The sequence below is a fragment of the Pseudomonas sp. MYb541 genome (genome assembly GCF_037479595.1).
GTDB lineage: Bacteria > Pseudomonadota > Gammaproteobacteria > Pseudomonadales > Pseudomonadaceae > Aquipseudomonas > Aquipseudomonas canadensis.
On the sequence record NZ_JBBGYS010000003.1, the window covers coordinates 113,136 to 138,796 of the forward strand.

Sequence of the window (25,661 nt, forward strand, 5' to 3'; positions counted from 1 at the left end):
AATGCGGTGAATCAGTCAGAAAGTAATTGGCTGACACTCCGCATTCGCGAGCAAGCCCGCTCCCACATTCGACCGAGTACAGCTTGAAGTTAGCTCAGTTCAAGCCAGATCGGTGCATGGTCCGACGGCTTTTCCAATCCACGCAGCTCGTAGTCCACCCCGGCATCCTTGACCCGCGGCAGCAGGCCATTGGAGGCGAGGATCACGTCGATGCGCAGGCCGCGCTTGGGTTCGTCCTCAAACCCACGGCTGCGGTAGTCGAACCAGCTGAAGCGGTCTGCAACCTCTGGGTTGAGGTGACGGAAGCTGTCCACCAGGCCCCAATTTTTCAGGCGGGCCATCCACTCGCGTTCTTCCGGCAGGAAGCTGCACTTGCCAGTCTTGAGCCAGCGCTTGGCGTTGTCGGCGCCAATGCCGATGTCGATGTCTTCCGGGGAAATGTTGATGTCGCCCATCACCACCAGCGCCTGGTCATTGCTGAACTGGCTCTCCAGCAACTGTTGCAAGTCTTCATAGAAGCGCTGCTTGGCCGGGAACTTGGTGGGGTGGTCGCGGCTTTCGCCCTGGGGGAAGTAGCCGTTCATGATGGTGACCGGGTGGCCGTTCTCATCGGCAAAGGTGCCCCAGATAAACCGGCGTTGGGCGTCTTCTTCGTCGCTGGCAAAACCTTTGTGCAGGCTCAACGCCGGCTGGCGCGAGAGCAGGGCTACACCGTAGTGACCTTTTTGGCCGTTGTAGTACACGTGATAGCCAAGGGCCTGTACTTCGGCCAGTGGGAATTGGTCATCGTGGACCTTGGTTTCCTGCAGGCCGATCACGTCGGGCTGGTGCTTTTCAATCAGCGCCGCCAGCTGATGAGGGCGGGCGCGCAGCCCGTTGATATTGAAGGAGACGATTTTCATGGTCGGCAGTCCAGTCCTGGCAAAAGGGCGATGCTAGCGGACAAGTCGGACGGGGGCCAGCGTGGCGGCAGGGCACTTGCACTGCTAATGTCTGGGAACGACTGGTGCTGTGTAGGTTCGTACCCATAAGAACGCTGCCTTTTGAGCCGCGCCCAGGGAGATTGACGGTATGCCGGACACTTCAACTGCAACTGCTGAAATTCGCCTGCTCAACAGCGGCTATTCCCGCGAAGCCCGTTCCTTGCTGTACCAGGCTTATCGGCATGAGCCGACGTTCGCCTACATTTTCGAAGCCGAGCGCCCGGGTTATGAACAACGGGTGCGCGCTACCGTGCGGGAGCTGGTCAAGCAGCACTTTTTTCAAAAACTGCCGGCCATTGGTCTGTTCGTCAATGATCGGCTGATCGGCATTGCCCTGATAGCACCACCGCAGCGGCGACTGGGGATTACCGAAAGCTGGGCCTGGCAGTTGCGCATGTGGCTGAGCACGGGCGTGCGCGGGACGCGACGTTACCTCGACTACCATCACGCCGTGCTGGCGTGCCTGCCCAGTGAGTCGGTGCACGTGCTGCCGTTGTTGGGCATTCATCCGCAATTCCAGGGCAAACATTTCGGCGAGCAGTTGCTGGAGGCCGTGCACAACTGGTGCGCCGAAGACCCGCATTCGTCCGGTGTGGTACTGGACACGGGCAACTCACGCTATCTGGAGTTCTATAAGCGTCAGGGCTATGAGGAAATCGGCGAAGTCGCTGTAGGACCTGTCCTGGAGCACGTGTTTTTTCACCCCAATCCTCAGTCGTTACATGCTGCAACGCCTTAGTACAGAATTATTCAGACATTTCCGAGTTCAAAGAGGCTCCCCAGGTCGTGTAGCATCCGCGCCTATGAAGTTTCCAGGAAGATTTACCAGCGGCTTGATTCTGCTGTTCACAAGCTGCGGCGCCTTGGCGCAAAGCGAATTGGACGTGCGGATCAAACCCTCAAACGACGCGTTGAAAGCCAACATCGAAGGCTATATCGGCGGGGTGGGCGATCGTGATGAAGAAGCCTTGCTGCGGTTCAGCCGTGGCGCCGAGGAGCAGGCGCGTAAAGCTGCCCAGGCCCTGGGCTTCTATCAGCCACGGATAGAGAGTGACGTGAAGGGCGGCAAGAACCCGCGCCTGATCCTCACCATCGACCCCGGCGAACCGGTGCATCTGCGTAACGTGACCATTCGGGTCGACGGCCCTGCCGCCGATCTCAAGACGTTTCGCGTGCCCGTCAGCGACGACCTCAAATCCGGCGCCGTGCTCAACCACGGCCATTACGAAGATGCCAAGCGTCTGATCCAGAACCAGGCCTCGCGCTACGGCTTTTTCAGCGGGCGCTTCACAAGCCAGAAACTTGCGGTAGACCCCCAGGCCGGGGTCGCCGATATCGAACTCATCTACGACAGCGGCCCGCGCTACACCCTTGGCAAAGTCAGCTTTGCTGGCGATACGCCGTTTGACGAAGAATTGCTGCAACGCATGGTGCCGTTCAAAAGCGGCACGCCCTACGACTCCGAACTGATCGCCGAACTCAACCAGAACCTGCAAGGCAGTGGCTTCTTTGAAGGCGTGCGTGTGGACGCCGCACCGGCCGCCTCAACCAATGACATCATCCCGGTGGCCGTGCGCCTGGAAACCCGCAAGCCGCGCACCATGGGCCTGGGCTTGGGTTTTTCTACCGACGTCGGCCCGCGCGGCAAAGCCAACTGGACCCGCCACTGGGTCAACCCACAGGGCCACAGTTATGGCTGGGAGGCCGAGCTGTCGGCGCCCCGGCAAAACGTTGGCCTGTGGTACGACATCCCGCTCGATCCGCCACTGACCGACAAGCTGCGTTTTGCGGGCGGCTACCAGAACGAAGAAATCGCCAACACTGATACGGTCAGTAAATTGCTGACCCTCGGCCCTGAATGGCACAGCAAGTTGCCCAGCGGCTGGACCCGTGTGATTTCGCTCAAATACCAGCGTGAGGAGTATCGGCTGGGCAACGACTCCGGCCTGAGTAACCTGGTGATGCCGGGCGTCAGCTATTCCTACCTGCGCAGCGATAACCGCATCGACCCGCACAATGGCTACCGCCTGCAGTTCGACACCAAGGTCGCCAAAGAAGGGCTGGGTTCCGACACCAACCTGCTTTATGGCACGGCCATGGTCAAAGGCCTCACCACGTTGTGGGACAACCACCGCTTCCTCGCCCGCGCCCAAGTGGGCGGCAGTGCCACCAACGGCTACAAATCGGTGCCGCCGTCGCTGCGCTTCTTTGCCGGTGGTGACCAAAGCGTGCGCGGTTACGAGTACCAGACGTTATCACCCGAGAACGACCGGGGCGATCGCATCGGTGGTCGCTACATGGTGGCCCTGAGCGCTGAGTATCAATATTCCATTGCCGAGAAGTGGCGGATTGCAACCTTCATCGACCAGGGCAATTCCTTTAACAACCTGGACCTGCCCAGCCTGAAAACCGGCGTCGGCGTCGGTATCCGCTGGGTTTCGCCGGTCGGTCCGATCCGTCTCGACCTGGCCCATGCCCTCGAAGATCCGGGCGGCATTCGATTGCACTTTTCCATGGGGCCTGAGCTGTGATGCGTGGTGTAAAAATAGCGGGGCTGGCCGTGGTGGCCATTCTTGCCGTGCTGGTACTGGCCCTGTGGACGGTGCTTGGCACCCAGGCGGGCAGCCGCTGGGCGTTGGGCCGTGTTCCGGGTTTGACGGTAGAAAATTTCCAGGGGCATCTGGGCGGCCGGTGGAGCGCCGACCATGTGTTGTGGCAGCAGGACAACAGTCGCGTCGAACTCCAGGCGCCCCAGTTTGATTGGTCGCCAGCGTGCCTGTTGCGCATGACCCTGTGCATCAATCAACTGGACGTGGAGCAGGTCAGCCTGCAATTGCCGCCGAGTGCCGAGGAAAGCAGCGGGCCAATTCAACTGCCCGACTTGAAGCTGCCGCTAGCCATCCAATTGGGCGACGTTCGCGTTGGTAGCCTGCTGTTCAATGGCAGTGAAGAACTCAAGGGCCTGCAATTGGCAGCGCACTGGACGGCCGCCGGCCTGCAGATCGACTCGGTGCACCTGCAACGGGACGACCTGGTACTGGACCTCGCCGGCCTGCTGCAACCGACTGGCGACTGGCCGTTGAGTGCCACCGGTAACCTGAGCCTGCCCTACGCACCGGGCGGCGCACCGTGGAAGGTGGCGCTCAAGGTTGACGGCGACCTGCTCAAGACCCTCAAGCTCGACGCCGACAGCAGCGGCTATCTGCCCGCAAAACTGACCGGAGAACTGCAGCCCCTGGCGGAAAACCTTCCGGCCCAGGTGCACATCACCGCCGACGGCTTTAAACCCAGCGCCGATCTGCCAGATACCCTGCAACTCAATCAACTGGACCTCACCGCCAAAGGTGACTTGAGCCGCGGCTACCAACTGCTGGGCAAGGCCGTGTTGCCAGCAGAGAAAGGCCCGGTTGACTTGCTGCTGCAAGGCCGGGTCGACGCCAAGGGCGCGCAGATCGCAGGCCTGGACCTGAATGCTGGTGACCAACAAAGCCTCAAGTTGACGGCCCAACTGGATTGGCAGCAGGGTTTCAGCGCCGACGCCAAGATCGACTGGCTGGACTTCCCCTGGCATCGCCTCTACCCGGTGATCGACGAACCGCAAGTCGCGCTGCGTACCTTCAATGGTGAGATTTCCTACAAGGACGGCAACTACCTGGGTAACCTCAAGGCCGACCTCGACGGCCCGGCGGGCAAGTTCAATGTGGTCACGCCGTTCAGTGGCGACCTCAAGCAGATCTTCCTGCCTGAGCTGAAACTCACCGCCGGCCAGGGCAAGGCCGAAGGCCACCTGAACCTTCAGTTTGCGGACGGCATTGCCTGGGATACCGCGCTGGACCTGTCCGCGTTGAACCCGGCGTACTGGGTCGCAGAACTGCCGGGCACCCTGGCCGGACCGCTGCGCAGCAAGGGTGAGTTCAAGAACGAGCAACTCAAGCTGAACGCCGACCTCGACCTCAAGGGCCGCCTGCGTGGGCAAACCGCCGTATTGGCGGCCAAGGCCGAAGGCGCGGGCGAGCAGTGGACCTTGGCCAACCTGGATATCCGCCTGGGTGACAACCGCATCAACGGCAGCGGCAGCCTGCAACAACGGTTGGCTGGGCAGATCGATATCAAGCTGGCGCGTCTGGCCCAGCTCTGGCCGCAACTGCGTGGGCAGGTCAACGGTCGACTCGACGTGGCCGGCAGCCTCAACGCCCCCCAGGGCAAGCTCGCTCTCAAGGGCCAGCAACTGGCATTTGCCGACAACCGCCTGCAAAACCTCACCCTCGACGCCAACCTGGACAGTGCCCAGCGCGCCAAGATCGACCTGAAAGGCAGCGGCATTCAATCCGGCGACACCCAGGTCGGCACCCTGACCGCCAGCGCCCAGGGCGATATCAAGAACCAGAAAGTCCAGCTGGACCTGGCTGGTCCGCTGGTCAAGCTCGCCCTGGCGTTGGATGGCAACCTCGACAAAGGCAACTGGCGCGGGCGCCTGGCCAGCGGCGATGTCCAAGCCGGCGGCCAGGACTGGAAGCTGCAAGCCCCCGCGAAGATCGAACGCATGGCAGATGGCAAGCTGACATTTGCTGCGCACTGCTGGGTATCCGGTCCTGCCAGTTTATGCGGTGAAGACCAGCGGCTGATGCCTGAGCCGAAGCTGCGTTACCACCTCAAGCAATTCCCCATCGACAGTCTGGCGGCGTTCCTGCCCAAGGACTTTGCCTGGCTGGGCAAGCTCAATGCCGACCTGCAACTGGACCTGCCCGACAGCGGCCCCAAAGGCGTGATTGCGGTGGACGCCAGCGGCGGCACCTTGCGCGTCAAGGACAAGGACCAGTGGCTGGATTTCCCCTACGACACGCTCAAGCTGGAAACCACTCTCAACCCCAAGCGTATCGACACCCAGCTGAATTTCCATGGCGGCAAGCTTGGCGAATTGATGTTGCAGGCGCAGATCAACCCGCTGCCGAAGAACAAGCCGATTACCGGCAACTTCAGCCTGGTCGGTCTGGATCTTGCGGTGGCGCGGCCGTTTGTACCGATGGTGGAAACCCTCAGCGGCAAGCTCAATGGCAACGGGCGCATCTCCGGTGGTCTCTTGGCACCCCAGGTCAACGGCAACGTGAATCTGGTGGGCGGCGAGATTTCCGGTCCGGAACTGCCCATCAGCCTGGAAGGTTTGAATGTGCAGGCGCTGATCGCCGGTGAAAGCGTGCAGCTCAACGGTGGCTGGCGCAGTGGCAAGTCCGGGCAGGGCAGCCTCAAGGGCCAGATCGACTGGGGTCAGGCCCTGGCGGTGGATCTCAGCCTGCAAGGCTCGCAACTACCGGTCACGGTGGAGCCCTACGCGGTGCTGGAAGTGGCGCCCGACCTGAAAATCAGCCTGAAGAACGACAAGCTGGCCATCGCTGGCAAAGTGCATATCCCGCGTGGCGATATCACCGTACGCGAACTGCCGCCGTCCACCGTCAAGGTCTCGGACGACACCGTGATCATCGGCAGCCAGACCGAAGAGGGCAAGCCGCCGATGGCGATGGCCATGGACATTGACGTGGTGGTGGGCGAAGACAAGCTCAACTTCTCGGGCTTCGGCCTCACCGCCAAGGTGCAGGGCCAGGTGCATATCGGCGACAACATGGACACCCGTGGCGAGCTGTGGCTCAACGATGGCCGTTATCGCGCCTACGGGCAGAAGCTGGATGTGCGCCGTGCGCGGTTGCTGTTTGCCGGGCCGTTGGACCAGCCGTATCTGGACATTGAAGCGATCCGCAAAACCGATGATGTGATCGCCGGCATTCGCTTGAGCGGCAGCGCCGAACAGCCCACCACGCAAATCTTCTCGGAGCCGGCCATGAGCCAGGAACAGGCGCTGTCCTACCTGGTGCTCGGGCGGCCGCTGAGCACCACCGGTGAAGACAACAATATGCTAGCCCAGGCCGCGTTGGGCCTGGGGTTGATGGGCAGCGCCGGGGTGACGTCGGATCTGGCGAAGAATCTGGGTATCCAGGACTTTGAACTGGATACGCAAGGTAGCGGGAATAACACTGCCGTGGTGGCGAGTGGCAAGATTACCGAGAAACTCAGTCTGCGGTATGGGGTTGGGGTGTTTGAGCCGGCCAGCACTATTGCCTTGCGGTATTTGTTGAGCAAGAAGGTGTATCTGGAAGTGGCCAGTGGTGTGGCCAGTTCGTTGGATATCTTCTACAAGCGGGATTTTTGAGTTCGTCCGTTATTGGGGAACGGCTGGTATGGGTTCCGCCCTTACGGCGGCTCACTTTTGATAGAGCGCAAAAGTAAGCAAAACGCTCTTGCCCCAACACTCGGCACCTCGCTTAGGCTCGGTGTGCCCGAACGAAGGCTTGAATACGTGGGCCACGGATTCAAGCCTGCGTTCGGCCAGCGTGTTTGACGGGGCGCCTGAGATCAAAAGCCAGATCAAGAGCGACTCGCTTCGCATCGTGGTTAGCGTTGGTTGCTACGAAGTTGTGTAGATACTTAGGGCGCGCAGGTCAATGCCACTCGCTCATAGTTCAGCGCCTTGTTGGGTTCGCCCAGCGCATAGGGCGCCTGGCAGTGCTGGTCGCCCCATTTGATCACCAGCGTCCCGGTCTCTTCTTCCACCAAGGCCAACGCCTTGCCACTCGGGTCGGCGATTGCAATCTGCTTGCCCGCCATGTTTTCCAGCGATGCGCCAAACGGGATCGGTCGGTGCTGGGCGTCGAACAAGGCGAACTGTACGCGGCGTCCGGTCTTGCTGGCGTAGCGGGCCAGGACCACGGCGCCGCGTCGAGGCACGACTTGCTGGGTGGCGTTATCGATTTCGATCTCTGCGCCCAGGTCGCGGGTGTCCAGGCTGATCCAGTTGACCCGGTAAGGCTGGGCATTGGGGATCACGGCATAGCCGTTGCTGCCGGTTTTTGCGCCGGAGAAACTGCCAATCTTCACACCGGGCACGCCTTCGACTTGCGCCAATGCAAAGGTCTCGCCCACGGTCTGTCCCAGGTTGATACCACCCGCGTGGGCCACCACTGACCCGGCCACGTTGAGGTTCTGCGCGCTGTAGCCACGGCCCTGGCTGTAACCGCCGCTGATGTCCATCAGCGAGGTGCGGGTGCTGAGGTTGGCCGAGCCGGTGCTGCCGCCCGTGCTGCTGTTGCCGGCTTGCAGTGAGTAATAGGTGTCGCTGTCGTCCGTCAGGTAACCGTTAACACCCATTTGCGTGGTATCGCTGTCTTTTTGCGTGCTGGCGGAGACAAATGCTCTCGGCGCGCGTGGCTTAGAGCCCAGTGGAAACGACAGGGACAGGTTGATCAGCGTGTCATTGTTCGACGGCCCGTAGTTGCCCACATCCTTGGTATGGGTGGCACTGACGTTGTAGCTCACGTCGCCCCAGTAATTGCTGTAGCCCGCTGACAGGCTTTGCGCGCCGCCGCGTCCCCAGTAGCGCTGATCGCTGGCGTTTACGTACACACTGCCGAACTGCTGGTTGCGCCCCAGGCTCTGGTTGACGGTCAGGTCGGTGCGGGTTTTAGAGCTGCCCAGGCGTGTGCGGCCGTCGCTGCTCAGTTCCTCGACATGCTCGGTGAGGGTGCGATAACCCTCGGTGGAATACCGGTAGGCAGCCAGTGTGAAGTTGGTGTCGGTGCCGGTAAACGTCTTGGCATACAGCGCGCGCAGGCTGTTGCCCGTGACCTGCCGGCCAAAGGTGCGGCTGGCGGAGTGGGTCATGTCCAGCGACACCGCACCGATCGACGTATTGCGCCCGGCCCCGATGGATAGCGCCTGGAAGTCCTGCGTGGCCTGCACCCCGACGATTCCCGACAGGTTGCTGCTGATGCCATACGCCAGGGTGCTGCTGACAAACTGCGGGGTCTTCTGCGCGTCACTGTTGCTGTTGTACTTGCCCGCCGAGACGCTGTATTTCAGTTGGCCTTCACGCACCATGATCGGCAGGCTGGAAAACGCCTGCACCGTGACCCGGCGACGGCCGTCCGCTTCGATCACCGTCACCTCAAGGTCGCCGTTGGAGCCGCTGGGGTAAATGTCGCTGATCTCGAACGGACCCGGCGGCACGTTGGCGGTATAGAGGATGTAGTTGTTCTGGCGGATCTCCACGGTGGCGCTGGACTGCGCAATGCCGCGGATGATCGGCGCGTAGCCGCGCTCGCTGTCAGCGCGCATGCCGTCGTCGGAGGCCAGTTTCAAGCCTCGATAGCGCACGCTGTCGAACAGGTCGGCATCCGAGAAAATGTCCCCGGCACTGAACTGGCCCTTCAAGGCGGTCACGTCATGTTGCAGGTAGCTGCGGTTGCTCTTGAACGTGCTGGGGCGGCCGGTGTTGCTGCTGAAGTTCGACTCGTTGCGCAAGCGCCACGCACCCAGGTTGATACCGTTGCGCAGGCCCAGGTTATTCGAGAGTGTGGTGTCGGCGTCGGTGCTGCTGCGGTTGCTGCTCAACTGGTAGTTGATGAACGCGGCGGGTACGCCGTCGTCCCACAAGGCCGGATCGACATAACCGCGGCGTCCGCGCTCCATGGCGCGTTGCGGCACACTGACCAGCAGGCGCAGGCGCGGGACGTCGTAGCGCACTTTGGCGTGTTCGATCAGCGCAGGCAGGTCGAGGCAGGCATTGGGATCGGTGTCGACGAGTTTGCCGCTGGACTGCAAGGCGCCGATATCGACGCCCACTTGTTGCAGCATCTCCAGGGTCAGGCAGGCTTCGACTCGGCCGTTTACAGGGTTGCGGCGAAAGTCGATATCGCGTCGGCCCACCAGGGTGTCGTTGCCATACAGGTCAACCCGGTAATTGCCGGGGAGCACGCTGCTGCTGGCGAGCAATGACTGAAGGTCGACCGACGCTGCGGCGCCTTGCAAAAACGACGTGTTGAACTGTTCATCGCCGTCGGCCTGGCAGACCGAACTGAAGCCCACGGCAATCAAAAATGGCGCCAGACTATCGCGCTTGAATAAAAACATGCAGGAACCCTATATCACCTCCGATACGAACTAACGGAGCGAAGAGAAATACAGTGAAAGTGCGGCTGCGCGAACGGCAGGCGCGTTATGGTGACTCTTTGTTCAAACTGGCGCTGGTTTGAGCACGGTCAGAAAGTTGCGCGCTATAAGGGTCTTGTGCGCCATAGTCGTTGATGCTGCTGAACTTCAAGAGCGCGGAGTTAATGGAGGAAAGTTGCTTGAGTTGGAACTCTTTTTGTTCGCCTGGCGCAATCATCATCGAATCAAATGGATGTTCGCTGACGGCACCGGATTGCAGGGTGATGTCGGCAATCGACACGTGATAAACCCCGGGGTTGCTCACCCGCAGCACGCGTTTACCGGCGTGTTCGGCCAACTGCCAGAGCAGCTCGGTCGGCGCCAGGTAGGCGTTGTTTTTCAACGCGGGCGGGCGGAAGAACACCTTGATGCGCTGGCGCACGGCAAGCTGCAAGGTGTTCTCGGTTTTTGAGGCCTTGGGGATTTCCTGCACGTTGAGCCATACGACCGACTCGCGGTCGCTGGGCATGCCCGTGCCTTCATAGATCACGCGCAACAGTTGTTGCTCATTGCCGGTGACCCGCGCCAGCGGCGGGGTGACGGCAAACGGCACCGAAGTCGCGTCGTCGGCGTCCGTGTCGACCCAGGACTGGATCAACACGTCCTCACCGCTGTTGCGTACGGTGATTCCGGCTTCTTTGTGTTGGCCGTCGAACACCAAACGCGTGCTGCTCAACGAAATCCCGGCTGTGGCTTGCCCGACTGCCAGCAGGCCGAGCAGGCCCGCGCACAGGGACAGTGTATGGCGAAAAAACATAATGGCTACCGCTACGTTCGAGAGGTGTGCGAGGCCCGCAGGCCCCGCATCGGGTTGGGGTTATTCGTACTGCAGGGTGAACGGCAGGGTGGCATCGCCGCGACCGGCCACGGCAGACGCAGCGTCGATGGTGGTGACGTAGGCGGCCGAGAATTTCAGCGTGGTGTTGCTGTCCTGCAAGGTGTTCTCGATCTTCGCGGTGGTCGGCGAGCTCAGGTCGATCAGTGCGCCATTGGCATCCAGCAGGGCGATACCGATGTTCTTGGCGGCGCCCAGGCCGTCGATCAGCTTCAACACTTTGGTGCCGGTCACGATGCCTGAGCCGGCGCCTTTGGTCGGTTCGAAGATCATCGCCACCTTGGTGCCGGCGTTGCAGCTGATCTTCATGTCAAAGTTCTCGGCGCTCAGGGTGCCGTTGCCTTTGGGGGCGGTGGCGGTGCCCATGTCCTTGATCGACACTTCGCCCATGTTGATCGAGATGGTTTTGTTTAAGCCGATGCCTTCAACGGAGCAGGCGTCATTGTTGATACTGCCGGTGAAGTTGATGGTGCCGCTGCCGGCCTTGGTCGGTGTTACCGGTGGGTCGACGGCAAAGGCATTGCCCGCGGCGAAGATCGACAATGCCAGAAGTGTGCGAGACAGCTGTTTCATGTTGTTTTTCCTTGGTGGGGTTAAAACAACACGATAGAGCGGCGGTGGTTAGTGGAACATCAGACGATCCCTAGAAACGGGTGTTAGTTGAACAAGTTGCGCTCTATGCAATAAGCCAGCAAGTCTTGGTCGCTGTTGACTTCCAACTTGCGCATGGCCGCAACTTTTTGTGTGCTGATGGTTTTGGCACTGCGGTTCAACCCTCGTGCAATTTCATTGACGCTTTGTCCTGATACAAACAAACGCAGGATCTCATGCTCCTTGGGCGACAGCCGGGTGAAGCGCTCATCGAGGTCGGACGATTCCAGTACCGAGGTCGGTTGCGGGCCCTTGCTGCGAACCGGGTTGCCACGGGCGATAGCCTTGAGCGCGGCCTGGATCTCATTGTGCAGTTGGTTTTTCTGGATCACGGCCAGCACGCCCAATTCCTGCAAGCGCGTCAGGATCAGTGGATTGGAGATCATCGTCAGCACCAGCACGCGCACCTTGGGAAAGTGCCGCACCAGGTACTCCACCAACTTCAGGCCATCGCCGTAGGGCGAGTCCGCCGGCATGTTGAAGTCGGTGATTACCAGGTCCACGGCGGTGTTTTCCAGCAGCGTCACCAATTCGTTGGAGCACACGGCTTCGCCCACCACGCGAAAACGCTCATCGCGCTCGACCAGTTCCCGTACTCCGACCAGCACGATGGGGTGATCGTCTGCAATGACTACGTTGAGGGTTTCCATGGGGTGATTATCCAGAGTGAGGTTATTCAAAGGTGTCGAGCAATGCCGTGAGGCCAGCCAGCTTGCGCCGCACTTCCAGGGCAAGGGCGGGCGTGACGGCCATGCCGGTCAGGCGCAGTTCCAGCTCGACGAAGGCGCTGGCCATGTCACCGAGCTGTACCGCGCCGAGGGCGCCGGCCATGCTGTGCAATTGTTGCGCCGCGCCATTGGCGTCCTGGTTGTCCAGCGCGGCCAGGGTGGCCTGTACATCCTGACGCAGGGTGGTGACAAACAGTTCGCGCATTTTGGGCGACAGCGGCGGCATCTCGACGACGGCGGGCACCTCGATCTTGCAGTACTTTTCCAACTTAGTACGCAAGGTGGCGAGGTTCAGCGGCTTGACCATCCACGCATTCATGCCGACGGCGGTGCAGTGTTCGCCTTCTTCACGCATGGCATTGGCGGTCACCCCGATAATGGGCAGCGCGGCATCTTGCTGGCGCAACGCCTTGGCCAGCTGGTAACCGTTCATCACCGGCATGTTCACGTCGGTCAGCACCAGGTCGAAGCGCCCCGGTAGCCATTGCATGAGCGCCTGTTCGCCGTTGGCGGCCAGCACCACCGAGCAGCCCAGGGCTTGCAGTTGTTCCTGGATGATGGCGGCGTTGATCACATTGTCTTCGGCTACCAGCACTTGCAGGTTGAGTGGGCGCGCGTTGACGGTGGGCGCGGGGCGGTTGCCGGCCTCGGCACCCTGCTGTGCCAGGGAGATGGCCCAGGCAATGGCGCGTACGTCGTCGGCGTCGACGGCCCAATCGCTAGCACACCGCTGCGCTGGGTTCGGCCCACCGGCTGTGGCGATGATCCGCGTGCCGGGCCAAGCCGGTTCTCGGGTGAAGTCCACTAGCAGTGCAGAGGACGGCGCATCGGGTGAAACCGTGCGGCTGTCGAGCCCTAGGCGCTTGAGCCAGTCGATCATGTGTTGCGCCCGTTCAAGTTCCGGCGCGCGCACATAGACCGTCGGCATGCCGGGGCTGAAGGCGGGGCAGTCACTCAGGGCGCCGGGGACTGACTCCAGCGCGAGGTGCAGGGTAAAGCTGCTGCCCAGGCCGGGTTCGCTGACGACGTTCAGTTGGCCGTGCATCAACTCGCACAACCATTTGCAAATCGCCAGGCCCAGGCCTGCGCCGGCCTGGCTAGTGGCATCTTCGGCCTGGTAGAACGGGTCGAACAATTGTTGCTGTTGCGCTTGGGAAATGCCCACACCGGAGTCGCTGACTTGCCATTGCAGGTCTACCTCGCCGTCGGTGTTCTCCGACGCGCGCAGGCGCAGCACCACACGCCCGTTGTCGGTGAACTTGATCGCATTGCTCAGCAGGTTATTGAGGATCTGGCGGATGCGCAGGGGGTCACCGCGCAATCGATCCGGTAGGCCCGCGTCGATGCAGGCATACAGCTGCAGGCCCTTGGAACGGGCGAACGCGCTGTAGGTGCGCACGCAGTCTTCGGTCAGTTCCAGTGGGCAGAAATCCTGGAGTTCGAGGGTCATTTGCCCCGCTTCGATTTTGGAGACATCCAGCACGTCGCTGATCAGTTGGAACAGCGTGGTTGAGGAACGCTGGATGGTCTGCAGGTAATCCTGCTGGCGCGGCGCGAGCGACGTGAGGCCGAGCAGCTCCAAGGTACCCAGCACGCCATACAGCGGCGTACGAATTTCGTGGCTCATGGTCGCGAGGAAGCGGCTTTTGGCTTCGCTTGCCGAGTCTGCGGCTTGGCGCGCTTCTTCCAGGGCCGCAGCGTCTTCGATATGCCGGGTCACGTCATGCACCGCACACAGCCACGCGTCCTGGCCCTGGTAGCGGGTGGGCACAAAGGCCACGTGCAGGTGGCGGCCTTCGCTTTCCAGGTCGGCCTGGCCCGGTGCAGCATGCGTCTGTTGCTTGAGCAAGTCGAACAGCGGGCGAGCGTCGCGCCACTCCAAGGCGCGCTGGTTCTGCAGGAGTACGTGATGGTCGCTGCGCCGGATCACACACAGGCCGGTCGGTGCGGTGTCGATGACCGCTCGGGCGAATGCCGAGCTTTCGGCAATGCTGGCATGGGCTTGGTGCGCAGGCAGTACTACCCGTGCGGTGTACCAGCGATTGAACGCGCGACTGCACCCCAGCATCATCAGCACCACGCCCACCAGGCACAGCAAAGGCCACAGCGCATAGTCGAGGAAGCGTTGCAGGCTGATCACGTAGATCGCCGTCCAGGGCTGCTCGCCCTGGCTTGTCAGCTTGAACACCAGGCCGTCGCGGTTGAAATTTACACCTTCATTGAGCACCTCGCCGGGCTTGACGGCCCCGGTTAGCACCACGCCACCTGGAGTGATCAAGGTGAAGTCGTCGTAGATCGACCACTGCATCAGCCGCTCGATGTTATTGACCTTGGACAGGTCCAGCAGCGAGGCCACCACCACCCAGGTGTTGGCGCCGGTGACGGTCAACGAGGTGGAGGCCAGGTTGATATCGACATAACCCAACAGTATCGGAGCTTCCTTGCCATCGGGGGCAGTGTCGTAGGGTTCCCAGTGCACGGTGTGAAGGGTCTGGGAGGTATTCTGTAGGTGCAGGCGCTCGTTGAGTTGGGTCATCACGTCCACCAACATACCTATATGCACGTGGCCGCCATCGCGCAGCCGGCCGGAGGAGGGCACGGCGATGTCGAAATTGTCCGGGCCGTTCACCACGACCACTTGAGGAGCCTGGTAATGGGAACCCGCCCAAAAGGCGCTGTAGTAAGCCGACAGGTAGATGCCCAGGGCGAAAACCTTGGGGTATTGGTCAGCGGCTATTTTGTCGGGGTTGATTTTCAAACTGTAGGGCAGGGAGAACGGCAAACCGCGGCCTTCATAGGTGTTCGGTCCTTCCTCGGGCAGCGGCTTTTGCACAAAAGGCGGCGGCAGGCCAATGGACTTGTACTTAGCGTTGGTGCTGCCCCGTGAGATATCGATCAAGAACACTTCCTGCTCGTGGATGTTCTCCATCAGCCGGGCGAAGTGGAACTGCAAGGTGTCGCGCTGTTCGTGAACCATGCGCTGCACCCCCAGGTAGCTGATCCCCAGCAGCAACAGCACCAAGGCCCCCAGCACCAGCAAGCCTTTGTTCAGGCGCAGCGAACTGCTGGTGAGTTTCTCCAGGAAGGCGTTGGGGTGATGCATGACGCGGTGACCTCGCAAGCTAACGGCGTTCGTTCGCACCCGGCCAGCGGGTCAATAGGCGCTCGCCGGCCCGTCGTGGGTCAGCAATTGCTGGAACTGATCCGAAGACACGGCGTGGGAGATCAGGAAACCTTGGACCTGAGTGCAGTCGATCTTACGCAACAGCGCAAGTTCTTGCGCGGTTTCTACGCCTTCAGCCACCACGATCAAGCCCAACTGACGCCCCAGGCTGACAATGCTGGTGAGCGCCTGGGCCAGTTCCTCGTTGGCGTTGCAGCCTTGCACCAGTGCGCGGTCGATTTTTACCTCGGTAAACGGCGCCGACACCAGGTTCATGTACGAGCTGTAGCCCTTGCCGAAATCATCCTGGGACAAGCCAAAGCCCTTGATGCGCAAACGGCAGGCCCCGGCGTAGAAGTTGCTGATGTCATCCGGCACCGAACACTCCATCAGCTCGAAACAGATGCGTGCGGGCAAACCCTGGTGTTCCAGCACGAACGCCAGGATGCGATCGGGCAGGTCGTGGCTGTTAAGCAAGTGGGTGGGCAGGTTGATGGATACCGGGATGTCATAGCCGTGTTGGCGCCACGCGGCTTGGGCGGTCATCGCTTGTTTCAGCACGCACCACAACAAGCGTTCTTCGAGGTTGCAACTGATCAATGCCGGCAGGAACATGCCGGGTAACAACAGGCCATGCTCGGGGTGAACCCAGCGCACCAAGGCTTCGGCCGCGACGATGCGACCATTGCTCAGGGCTTTCTTGGGTTGGAACCAGGCTTGCAGCTCGCCATTGACCAGGGCATTCATCAGGCTTTGGCAATCAATGCCGGGCTGGGTCTCGGCCGGTTCGGCCTGGCGCAGCGCCAGCAATTGATCGGTCAGGCAGCGCAAGGCCGCGGCATTCACCGGCTTGGAAATCAGCCCGATCACCTTCACTTGCAGGTTGCTCGCCACCAGGCTCGCGCCCATCAACATGCGCCGTGAGGCGGCGCTCATGATCGCCAATGCTGGGCGCGACGGTTGCGCGGCCAGGCCTTGGATAAATTGCACGCCGTCCATGCCTGGCATCAACAGGTCAGTGAGCACCAGGTCGAAGTCTCGTTGCTTCAGGCAGGCCAGCGCCTCCTCGCCGTCGCGGGCGCACACCAGATCGAAATCACCCAACTCGCTGAACAGGTTCTGCAAATACAGGTGCTGAAAGGGATGGTCTTCGACAATCAGAATGCTACAGGGCTTCATGGATGGCTCGTTCGTAGGGAGCCAGGACAGAGGACAAGGCTCGCAGCGTAAAGGGTTTGACCAGGCAGTGATTCATGCCGGCCGCCAGGCACAAGGCTTCTTCACCGCGCAGGGCGTTGGCGGTTGCGCCGATGATCGGGGTGGTGCAGCCCAGGCGTCGAAGCGCTTCGGTCAGTTCGTAGCCGTTGAGCCTGGGCATGTTGACGTCGGTGAGCACAATGTCGAAGGTGCCCTCGTGCCAGCGCGCCAAGGCCTCTTCGCCATCGCTGGCCAGTTCCACGCTGCACCCGAGTTCTTCAAGCTGGTCGCGCAGGATCAACTGGTTGATGACGTTGTCTTCGGCCACCAGGATGTGCAGGTGCAAGGGGCGCAGGTCGCGCACTTCGCAGCGCGCCTGGGGCGGCACCACCTGGCCGTTCTGGGCGTGGCGGACGGCTTGTTGGATCGCGTCCAGGTCGTTGAGGTTGACCTGCCAGCCATCGCCGCTGAACTGCGGTTCGTGCGCGCCGTCATTGCTGGCCAGTACCCGTGGCCCGTGCCAGGGCAAGTCGAGGCGGCGTTCGATAAGTTCAAGCAATACACCGGGCCCCGCCAGCTCTGTGCTGGTCGGCAGGCCAACCTGCGCGCGCGCCCCCCAGCGGCGCAGCCAGCCGCAGAGGCTGTCGGCCAGTTCGCGGATTGGCGACAGCACATACACGATTTCCGCTGCCAATGGCTGCAAGGCCGGCGTCGCGTTGCCGGACGGTTGCTCCAGCGGTACGGTCAGGGAAAAGCTGCTGCCCAGTCCCGGCTCGCTGACCAAGCGCAGGGTGCCGTTCATCAAGTGGGTCAGGCGCAGGCAGATCGCCAGGCCAAGGCCGGTGCCGGCGATCACATGGGAGTTGCCTTCGCTCTGGTAGAACGGCTCGAAGATAAACGCCTGGTCGGCAGGGGCGATGCCTTTGCCGGTGTCGGAGATTTGCCATTGCAGGCACACCCGTTCGCCTTCGCGACTGAGCTTTTTGACCCGCAGCACCACGCGGCCGGAGTCTGTGAACTTGACCGCGTTGCTCAGCAGATTGTTGAGAATCTGGCGTACGCGGCTGGCGTCGCCGATCAGGCGCCGGGGCAGTTGCGGATCGAGGCAGGCATACAACTGCAAGCCTTTGCTGTGTGCCGCTGCCGCATAGCCTTGCACCACTTCCTGTACCAGGGTCGGCACACAGAATTCGCTCAGTTCCAGGGCCAGTTGCCCGGCTTCGATTTTTGACACGTCGAGCACATCGCAGATCAGTTGCAGCAACGTCGCGGACGATCCCTCGATGGCGTGCAGGTAGCTTTTCTGCTGGGCATCCAGGCGGGTGCGGGCGAGCAGTTCCAGGGTGCCGAGCACGCCATACAGCGGCGTGCGGATCTCATGACTCATGGTGGCCAGGAACAAGGTCTTGGCTTCGTTGGCGGCGTCTGCGGACTGGCGTGCCTGTTCCAGCGCCGCTTCGATCTGCCTGCGTGCGCTGATGTCGCTGAAGGCGCAGAGCAACACGTCTTCGCCTTTGTAGCGGGTGGGCGCGCAGCTCAGGTACAGATGGCGGCCGTCGGCGGCTTCGAAATAGTCGGTGAGGCAGGGGGCTTCGGGGTCGAAGGCCTGACGGATCCAGCCGGGACCAAGTTGTGCGCCACACTCACCGAGCCACTGTTGGGCGAGGGTGTTTTTCAGCACCACCGTGCCATCGGTGCGACGCAGTACGCACAGCGCCACGGGGGCGGTCTGGATCACGTCGCGGCTGAACAGCTCGCTTTCCACCAGCGCCTGGATGCGGTGGATCGCCGGCGTGATGAAGCGGTGTTCGAGGCGACGGGTGAGCAGGCACACCAGGCTGATGGTCAGCAGGCAGAACAGCAGGGCGCCGAGCATCTGTGGCCAGAGCGCCCACAGGACCGCGCGCAGGTCGATGGAGTAGGTGAGTTGCCAATCTGAAGACTTCAGTTGTTTGCGCAGCACCAATTGTTCGGGCAGCCAGCCATCGCCGACAAAACCGAAGAAGTCCTGCTGGTGCAAGTGCGGCAGGTTTTGCCCTGGCGGTGGTTTATGGCTGTTGCTGAAGAGCGGCATGCCTTGGGCATTGAACATGGTGAACTCGCCAGCGCTGTGATCGCTCAGCGCGTTGGAGACTTCACGGTCATCCATTTCCAGGCCGAGCCAGCCGGAGTCCAGGTCGCGTTCATCCAGGCGAATGAAGATGTACAGCTGTGAGTGGCCGTCCGTGGCGTGGGTCAGCCAGAGTTCCTGCAGGGTTTTCTGCTGTTTGAGGGCGTGCAGTTGCTCAAGCATGGTCGCGGGGAAATCGGCCGCCACGGGTGAAGCATCGTACAGCCGCAGCACCTGGGCATCCGTGCTGACATACAGCAGGTTGAGCTGCTTGGCCCTCAAGAAATCACGCATGCGCTGGGTCAGCCAAATGCTCCATTGCTTGCCCTGGGTATTTCCCAGCAACAGGCGGATTTCTTCATCGGAGACCGGCAGATTCAATTCGGCCTTGCGTGTCGCTGACAGACTGAGGCTTTCCAACAGCGCTTCACGGGTGGTGAAAAAGGTATGCGCCTCGGCGATGGCGCTGCTCATGTAGCTGCGCCGCTGGGAGATCTCATTGTTGAAAGTGAACAGCAGGAAGCTGTACACGCCGCCCAGCATGCCCACCAGCAGTACCAACGCAAAAATACGCAACAGGCGGCGCGCGGCATGGGGCGTGGACAGCACGGGGCTGATCTGGTGCAGGTAGCTCTTTAATCTCATCCCGCCACTTTATGGATGGCCAACCGTGGGAAAAATCAGACGATCCTTAGAACCCGCCACTCACCCGCCAGATACCAAGCAAGCTAATAATTCCATTTGACATTCGCTGCCTAAGCAGTAACATCTTGTCATACATTCACTGCCTAGGCAGTAATAAGGTGACTTCCGATGTCTCACTTCACTCCTGACAGTTTTCGCAACTGCCATCTCGGCCTGCTTCTGGGCCGGGCGGCGCTGCTCAAGGACCGCATTATCGATACCCATATGGAACCGCATGGCGTGACGGCCGCGCAGTTCAAGGTGTTGATCATCATTGCCCAGTTCGACGTCGATACCCCGGCGGAACTGTGCCGCAACCTGTCCCTGGACAGCGGCTCCATGACCCGCATGCTCGACCGCCTGGAACAGAAGGGCCTGCTGGCGCGCCAGCGCTCCGAGCAGGACCGGCGCCAGGTGCGGCTGGTGCTCACCGAAGACGGCCAGCGCCTGGCGGACATGCTGCCGCACATCGGCGCGCAGTCGATGAACGAGTTGGCCGGCGCCCTGGAGCCTGGCGAGTTGCAAACCCTGGAACGGATCCTCAAGAAAATTCTGGTAGCTGCCGGTGACGCCATCGTCATCCAGCGGGTAGGTAATGAATGAACAGACGCGCACTTAGCCTGGTGCTGGTGGCCATGAGCATGGCCGGTTGCGCCAACTACAGCGGCCTCGACACCCAAGGCAAACGCCTCGACGCCGGCAGCCTGCAAACCGGCAAGACGTTGAGCGGCGTGACATTATCGAGCGCGGCCTGGCCCAGCGCCGATTGGTGGAAAAGCCTCGGCGACCCACAGCTCGACGGCCTGATCCAGGAAGCCCTGCAAAACAGCCCCGATATGCAAGTTGCCAGCGCCCGTTCCCACCAGGCCGAGGCCGCTGCCTATGCCGCCAACGCCGAGCGCATGCCGACCCTGGATGTCAGCGCGGGCGTGAGCCGTTCGCGCCTGGCCAAAGACCAGGACCCACGCGGGGAGGGCGATGCCTATTCCACCGTGCGCAACATCGGCGCCAGCTTCAACTACAACTTCGACCTCTGGGGTGGCCAGCGGGCCGCCTGGGAAGCCGCGTTGGGCGAGGCGCGCGCCGCCCAGGTCGATCAACAGGCCGCGCGGCTGACCCTGGCTGCCAACGTGGCCAAGGCCTACAGCGACCTGGGTCAGGCCCACATCGTGCGGGACTTGGCCGAAGACGACCTCAAGCGCACCCGGCAGATGCTCGACCTGGGCAAGCGTCGCCTGAACTCGGGTATCGACAGCCACTACCAGTACCAGCAGACCGAAAGCCTGGAAGCCAGCTCCCAGTCGCAACTGATCGATGCGGAAAAACAACTGCAAAGCGCCAAGATTGCCTTGGCGGTGTTGCTCGGCAAAGGCCCGGACCGGGGCAGTGAACTGGCCCGACCCAACGTGCTGAAACCCAGCGCCGTCGCCGTGCCCTCGGTGTTGCCCGCCGAGCTGCTGGGCCGTCGTCCGGACCTGATCGCCGCGCGCTGGCGTGTCGAGGCAGCCGGCAAGAATATCGATGCGAGCAAGACCCGCTTCTACCCCAACCTCAACCTGAGCGCGAGCGCTGGGGCCGAGTCGTTGCTGGGGGATGCAATGTTTGGTTCGGCCAGCCGCTTCTTCAACATTGCGCCGACGATTTCACTGCCGATCTTTGACGGCGGCCGCCTGCGCGCCGACCTCGATGCCCGTGACGCTGACTACGACCTGGCCGTGGCGCAGTACAACAAGACCCTGGTGCAAGCCCTGGGCGATATCGGCAACACCCTTTCACAACTGCGCGACACCGGCCGGCAGATCCAGGCCCAGCAACATGCCGCGGACATTGCCCAGCAGTCCTACGACACCGGCGTGCAGCGCTACAGCTCCGGCATCGGCAACTACCTGGATGTGCTCAGCATCGAGCAGCAATTGCTGCAAGCCCAGCGCCAACTGGCGACGCTGAATGCCGCGCAGATCGATCTGTCGATTCAATTGATGCAGGCCCTGGGTGGCGGATACGACGCCAGGAACATGGCCGCGACCACCCCCGCCCGCTCGGAATAATTTGAGGTATTTGTCATGGCCACTGCCGAAAACACCAACGCAACTGAACAACCCAAGGACAGCAACCCCCGCAAACGCAAAGTGATGCTGATCGGCCTGGCGCTGATCGTCATCCTGGCGGTGGTGGGCGTGTGGGGCTGGTATGAACTCTATGGCCGCTTCAATGAAAGCACCGACGATGCCTATGTGAATGGCAACGTGGTGGAAATCACCCCACTGGTCACCGGCACGGTGGTCAGCATCGGTGCCGACGATGGCGACCTGGTCCACGAAGGCCAAGTGCTGGTCAACTTCGACCCGAACGACGCCGCCGTCGGCCTGCAAAGCGCCCAGGCCAACCTGGCCCGCACCGTGCGCCAGGTGCGCGGCTTGTACAGCAACGTCGACGGTATGAAGGCGCAGGTCAATGCGCAGAAAGCCGACGTGCAAACCGCCCAGGATAACTTCAACCGCCGTAAAACCCTGGCCCAGGGCGGGGCGATTTCCCAGGAAGAACTGTCCCACGCCCGTGACAGCCTGACCGCCGCTAAAAACGCGCTGACCAACCTTGAGCAGCAACTGAAAACCACCAATGCGTTGGTGGATGACACCGTGATCTCGTCCCACCCCGACGTGCAGGCCGCCGCTGCGCAATTGCGCCAGGCCTACCTGACCAATGCGCGCAGTACCTTGATCGCACCGGTCACCGGCTACGTGGCCAAGCGCACTGTGCAACTGGGCCAACGCGTGCAACCGGGCACCGCGTTGATGGCCGTGATTCCGCTGAACCAGCTATGGATCGACGCCAACTTCAAGGAAACCCAACTGCGCGACATGCGCATCGGCCAGCCGGTGGACATCGAGTCGGACATCTATGGCAGCGACGTGAAATTCAGCGGCACCATCGATAGCCTGGGTGCAGGTACGGGTAGCGCATTTGCCCTGCTGCCGGCGCAGAACGCCACCGGTAACTGGATCAAGATCGTGCAACGGGTGCCGGTGCGCATCCATATCAATGCTGACGAGTTGGCCAAGCACCCGCTGCGGGTGGGCTTGAGTACCCTGGTCAACGTGGACCTGCACGACCAGAGCGGCCCGGTCCTGGCGCAGCAGGCGCCGCAGAAAGCCTCGTTCACCACCAACGTGTATGACCGCCAACTCGCCGAAGCGGATGCCATGATCACCCAGTTGATCCATGACAACAGCCTCGCCGCACCCAAGGCTGTGCAACGCTGATGAGCAATAACGCCTCCTTCACGCCACCCAGCCTGTTGATGGCCACCATTGGCCTGTCGCTGGCGACCTTCATGCAGGTGCTCGACACCACTATCGCCAACGTGGCGTTGCCGACCATTTCCGGCAACCTGGGCGTGAGTTCGGAGCAGGGCACCTGGGTCATCACCTCGTTTGCGGTGAGCAACGCGATTGCCTTGCCACTCACCGGCTGGTTGAGCCGCCGTTTTGGCGAAGTGAAGCTGTTTCTATGGGCGACCATGCTGTTTGTGCTGGCGTCGTTCCTCTGTGGTATTTCCACGTCGATGCCCGAGCTGATCGCCTTTCGGGTCATACAAGGCCTGGTGGCCGGGCCGTTGTACCCGATGACCCAGACACTGCTCATTGCGGTCTACCCGCCGGCGAGGCGCGGCATGGCCCTGGCGCTGTTGGCGATGGTCACGGTGGTGGCGCCAATTGCCGGCCCCATCCTCGGTGGCTGGATCACGGACAGCTACAGCTGGCCGTGGATCTTCTTCATCAACGTACCGATCGGCATTTTTGCGGTGATGGTGGTGCGTTCCCAGCTGAAGAAACGCCCAGTGGTCACCAGCCATCAACCGATGGACTACGTGGGGCTGTTGAGCCTGATCGTCGGTGTCGGCGCCTTGCAGATCATCCTCGACAAGGGCAATGACCTGGACTGGTTCGAATCCAACTTCATCATCATCGGTGCGGCGATTTCGGTGATTGCCCTGGCGGTGTTCATCATCTGGGAACTCACCGACAAACACCCGGTGGTCAACCTTAAGCTGTTCGCTTACCGTAACTTCCGGATCGGCACCATTGTGTTGATCCTGGGCTACGCGGGCTTCTTCGGTATCAACCTGATCCTGCCGCAATGGCTGCAGACCCAGATGGGCTACACCGCGACTTGGGCGGGGCTGGCGGTTGCGCCGATTGGTATCTTACCGGTGCTGATGTCGCCGTTTGTCGGCAAGTACGCGCACAAGTTCGACCTGCGTCTGTTGGCGGGCCTGGCATTCCTGGCGATTGGTCTGAGTTGTTTCATGCGCGCAGGTTTTACCAATGAGGTGGACTTCCAGCATATCGCCCTGGTGCAGCTGTTCATGGGGATCGGCGTGGCGTTGTTCTTCATGCCGACCCTGAGCATCCTGATGTCCGACCTGCCGCCGCACCAGATTGCCGACGGCGCGGGTTTGGCAACTTTCCTGCGGACCCTGGGCGGTAGTTTTGCGGCGTCGCTGACCACCTGGATCTGGATCCGCCGGGCGGACCAGCACCATGCTTACATGAGCGAAAACATGACCACCTACGACTCCGCGACCCGCGATGCCTTGCAAGCGCTGGGCGGGGCAGGGCAGAAGGCCTACACGCAGCTGGATCAGATCCTCACCAGCCAGGCGTACATGATGTCCACCGTGGATTACTTCACGTTGCTGGGGTGGATGTTCATGGGGTTGATGTTGCTGGTGTGGCTGGCGAAGCCGCCGTTCACCGCGAAAGCGGGTCCAGCGGCCTCCGGTCACTGATCCGCAAGGGCTGGAATGCAATCAACTGTGGGAGGGGGCTTGCCCCCGATAGCGGTGGGTCAGCCAAAAATATGCTGACAGATCCACAGTCATCGGGGGCAAGCCCCCTCCCACATTTTGATCTCCTTTCACAGGGGATCAGGGGTGTTGGTGGCTCAAGCCCCAGGCAACGCCAGCTGCGGATTGATGAAATCAAACGCCGCCAACTGAAACCCTTGCTCATCCACCTGCAACGCCCAGCCCTGCTTGTCCCAATCCCCCAGCACGATGCGCTTGGCCGCCTGGTCACCAATCTGCAACTTGTGAATGGCGGGGCGGTGAGTATGGCCGTGGACCAGGGTGCGCACGCCGAACTGCTGCATCACCCGCGGCACTTCCTCGGGCGTCACATCCACAATGTCGTTGGCTTTCATGCGCGTCTGCGCCCGGCTTTCACTGCGCAGCTTGCGCGCCAGCTTATGGCGGGTGCTCAAAGGAAGGTGGCGCAGGATAAACAACACAATCGGGTTGCGCAGGATGCGCCGCAGCTTCATATAGCCGACGTCGCGGGTACAGAGGCTGTCGCCGTGCATCAATAGCACGGGCTCGCCATGGAGCTGCACGACACTCGGGTCCTTGAGCAAGGTGGCACCTGCGGCTTTGCAGAACGCCTTGCCGATCAGGAAATCACGGTTGCCGTGCATGATGAAAGTCGGGGTGCCGCTGTCGCTCAGCTCGCGCAACGCTGTGCAAATCGAACGCTGGAAGGGGGTCATCCCATCGTCGCCAATCCAGGCTTCAAAGAAGTCCCCCAGAATGTACAACGCCTGGGCGCCACGAGCGCGGTGGTGGAGCAGATCCAGAAACGCCCGGGTAATATCCGGGCGCTCCTCTTCCAGATGCAAATCTGAAATCAGCAATATCACCCAACGATCTCGGCTTTCTCGACGATAACGTCTTCTACCGGAACGTCCTGGTGACCGGCTTTACTGGTGGTCTGCACGCCTTTGATCTTGTCAACGACGTCCTGGCCTTCGGTCACTTTACCGAATACCGCGTAGCCCCAACCCTGCACGTTCTTGCCGCTGTGGTTCAGGAAGGTATTGTCGGCGACGTTGATGAAGAACTGCGCGGAGGCCGAATGCGGCTCCATGGTACGGGCCATGGCGACGGTGTACTTGTCGTTGGAGAGGCCATTGTCCGCTTCGTTCTGGATGCTTGGACGCTTGTCTTTCTTTTCTTTCATGCCAGGCTCGAAACCGCCGCCCTGGATCATGAAGTTGCCGATAACACGGTGGAAAACGGTGTTTTCGTAGTGGCCGGCGTTCACGTACTCGATGAAGTTGGCGACGGTGTTCGGCGCTTTCTCGGCGTTCAGCTCGATGACGATGTCACCGTGGTTGGTGGTCAGTTTGACTTGAGTCATGTTCACTACTCTTTTCAGGGAATTCGTGGGTTTGGGTGCCTGGGCACCACGACCGGTATGGCGAAACTGCGGCCAAG

The 25,661-nt window shown here is 61.3% G+C and carries 17 protein-coding genes; 7 read left to right on the plus strand and 10 right to left on the minus strand.

The window, feature by feature from the left end:
* Positions 1–89: 89 nt before the first annotated feature.
* Positions 90–902, minus strand: coding sequence for an exodeoxyribonuclease III (xthA, locus tag WH299_RS02960; protein WP_339549565.1), 813 nt, complete (start codon positions 900–902; stop codon positions 90–92).
* 169 nt (positions 903–1,071) lie between these two features.
* On the opposite strand from xthA, the gene WH299_RS02965 reads away from it, so the two are divergent.
* From WH299_RS02965 to WH299_RS02975, 3 genes are all read left to right on the plus strand, one after another.
* The gene (locus tag WH299_RS02965) at positions 1,072–1,722 is read left to right on the plus strand and encodes a GNAT family N-acetyltransferase (protein ID WP_028616887.1); all 651 of its coding nucleotides are present in this window, start codon (positions 1,072–1,074) and stop codon (positions 1,720–1,722) included.
* Between the two features lie 64 nt (positions 1,723–1,786).
* Positions 1,787–3,514 (plus strand): autotransporter assembly complex protein TamA, encoded by a 1,728-nt coding sequence (locus WH299_RS02970; RefSeq protein WP_028616886.1) that lies wholly within the window; start codon positions 1,787–1,789, stop codon positions 3,512–3,514.
* A complete protein-coding gene (locus WH299_RS02975) occupies positions 3,514–7,185 on the plus strand; it encodes a translocation/assembly module TamB domain-containing protein (protein WP_339549566.1) in 3,672 nt (1,223 codons plus the stop codon). The genes WH299_RS02970 and WH299_RS02975 overlap by 1 nt, the downstream gene beginning before the upstream one ends.
* Before the next feature lie 275 nt (positions 7,186–7,460).
* Here the strand turns inward: WH299_RS02975 and WH299_RS02980 are convergent, their stop codons facing one another.
* The 7 genes from WH299_RS02980 to WH299_RS03010 all read right to left on the minus strand — a co-directional run bounded on the left by WH299_RS02980 (position 7,461) and on the right by WH299_RS03010 (position 19,348).
* Positions 7,461–9,941, minus strand: coding sequence for a fimbria/pilus outer membrane usher protein (locus tag WH299_RS02980; RefSeq protein WP_339549567.1), 2,481 nt, complete (start codon positions 9,939–9,941; stop codon positions 7,461–7,463).
* A gap of 85 nt (positions 9,942–10,026) precedes the next feature.
* The gene (locus WH299_RS02985) at positions 10,027–10,776 is read right to left on the minus strand and encodes a fimbria/pilus periplasmic chaperone (protein ID WP_122729126.1); all 750 of its coding nucleotides are present in this window, start codon (positions 10,774–10,776) and stop codon (positions 10,027–10,029) included.
* A 60-nt stretch (positions 10,777–10,836) separates the two neighbouring features.
* Positions 10,837–11,427, minus strand: coding sequence for a fimbrial protein (locus tag WH299_RS02990; RefSeq protein ID WP_068935134.1), 591 nt, complete (start codon positions 11,425–11,427; stop codon positions 10,837–10,839).
* Positions 11,428–11,510: 83 nt separating this feature from the next.
* Positions 11,511–12,155 carry a response regulator gene (locus WH299_RS02995; protein ID WP_028616881.1) on the minus strand — a complete coding sequence of 215 codons (645 nt, stop codon included), beginning with the start codon at positions 12,153–12,155 and terminating at the stop codon, positions 11,511–11,513.
* Between the two features lie 22 nt (positions 12,156–12,177).
* Positions 12,178–15,336 (minus strand): hybrid sensor histidine kinase/response regulator, encoded by a 3,159-nt coding sequence (locus WH299_RS03000; RefSeq protein WP_339549568.1) that lies wholly within the window; start codon positions 15,334–15,336, stop codon positions 12,178–12,180.
* Between the two features lie 51 nt (positions 15,337–15,387).
* Positions 15,388–16,575 (minus strand): EAL domain-containing response regulator, encoded by a 1,188-nt coding sequence (locus tag WH299_RS03005; protein ID WP_126570854.1) that lies wholly within the window; start codon positions 16,573–16,575, stop codon positions 15,388–15,390.
* Entirely contained in the window at positions 16,562–19,348 is a 2,787-nt protein-coding gene (locus WH299_RS03010) for an ATP-binding protein (protein ID WP_339549569.1), read from the minus strand. The genes WH299_RS03005 and WH299_RS03010 overlap by 14 nt, the downstream gene beginning before the upstream one ends.
* Positions 19,349–19,516: 168 nt before the next feature.
* Here WH299_RS03010 and WH299_RS03015 point away from each other — a divergent pair, with 168 nt between their 5' ends.
* From WH299_RS03015 to WH299_RS03030, 4 genes are read left to right on the plus strand one after another with little or no spacing between them, the layout of a single operon-like run.
* Entirely contained in the window at positions 19,517–19,990 is a 474-nt protein-coding gene (locus tag WH299_RS03015) for a MarR family winged helix-turn-helix transcriptional regulator (RefSeq protein WP_016977433.1), read from the plus strand.
* Entirely contained in the window at positions 19,987–21,435 is a 1,449-nt protein-coding gene (locus WH299_RS03020; RefSeq protein ID WP_339549570.1) for an efflux transporter outer membrane subunit, read from the plus strand. The genes WH299_RS03015 and WH299_RS03020 overlap by 4 nt, the downstream gene beginning before the upstream one ends.
* A gap of 15 nt (positions 21,436–21,450) precedes the next feature.
* The gene (locus tag WH299_RS03025) at positions 21,451–22,650 is read left to right on the plus strand and encodes an HlyD family secretion protein (RefSeq protein WP_028616876.1); all 1,200 of its coding nucleotides are present in this window, start codon (positions 21,451–21,453) and stop codon (positions 22,648–22,650) included.
* The gene (locus tag WH299_RS03030; RefSeq protein WP_016977436.1) at positions 22,650–24,179 is read left to right on the plus strand and encodes a DHA2 family efflux MFS transporter permease subunit; all 1,530 of its coding nucleotides are present in this window, start codon (positions 22,650–22,652) and stop codon (positions 24,177–24,179) included. Before WH299_RS03025 ends, WH299_RS03030 begins: the two co-directional genes overlap by 1 nt.
* 155 nt (positions 24,180–24,334) lie before the next feature.
* On the opposite strand, the gene lpxH is transcribed toward WH299_RS03030, so the two are convergent.
* Together lpxH and WH299_RS03040 are read right to left on the minus strand one after the other, a co-directional pair.
* Positions 24,335–25,084 carry a UDP-2,3-diacylglucosamine diphosphatase gene (gene lpxH, locus WH299_RS03035; protein ID WP_339549571.1) on the minus strand — a complete coding sequence of 250 codons (750 nt, stop codon included), beginning with the start codon at positions 25,082–25,084 and terminating at the stop codon, positions 24,335–24,337.
* Positions 25,081–25,584 (minus strand): peptidylprolyl isomerase, encoded by a 504-nt coding sequence (locus WH299_RS03040; protein WP_339549572.1) that lies wholly within the window; start codon positions 25,582–25,584, stop codon positions 25,081–25,083. The genes lpxH and WH299_RS03040 overlap by 4 nt, the downstream gene beginning before the upstream one ends.
* Between the last annotated feature and the right edge of the window lie 77 nt (positions 25,585–25,661).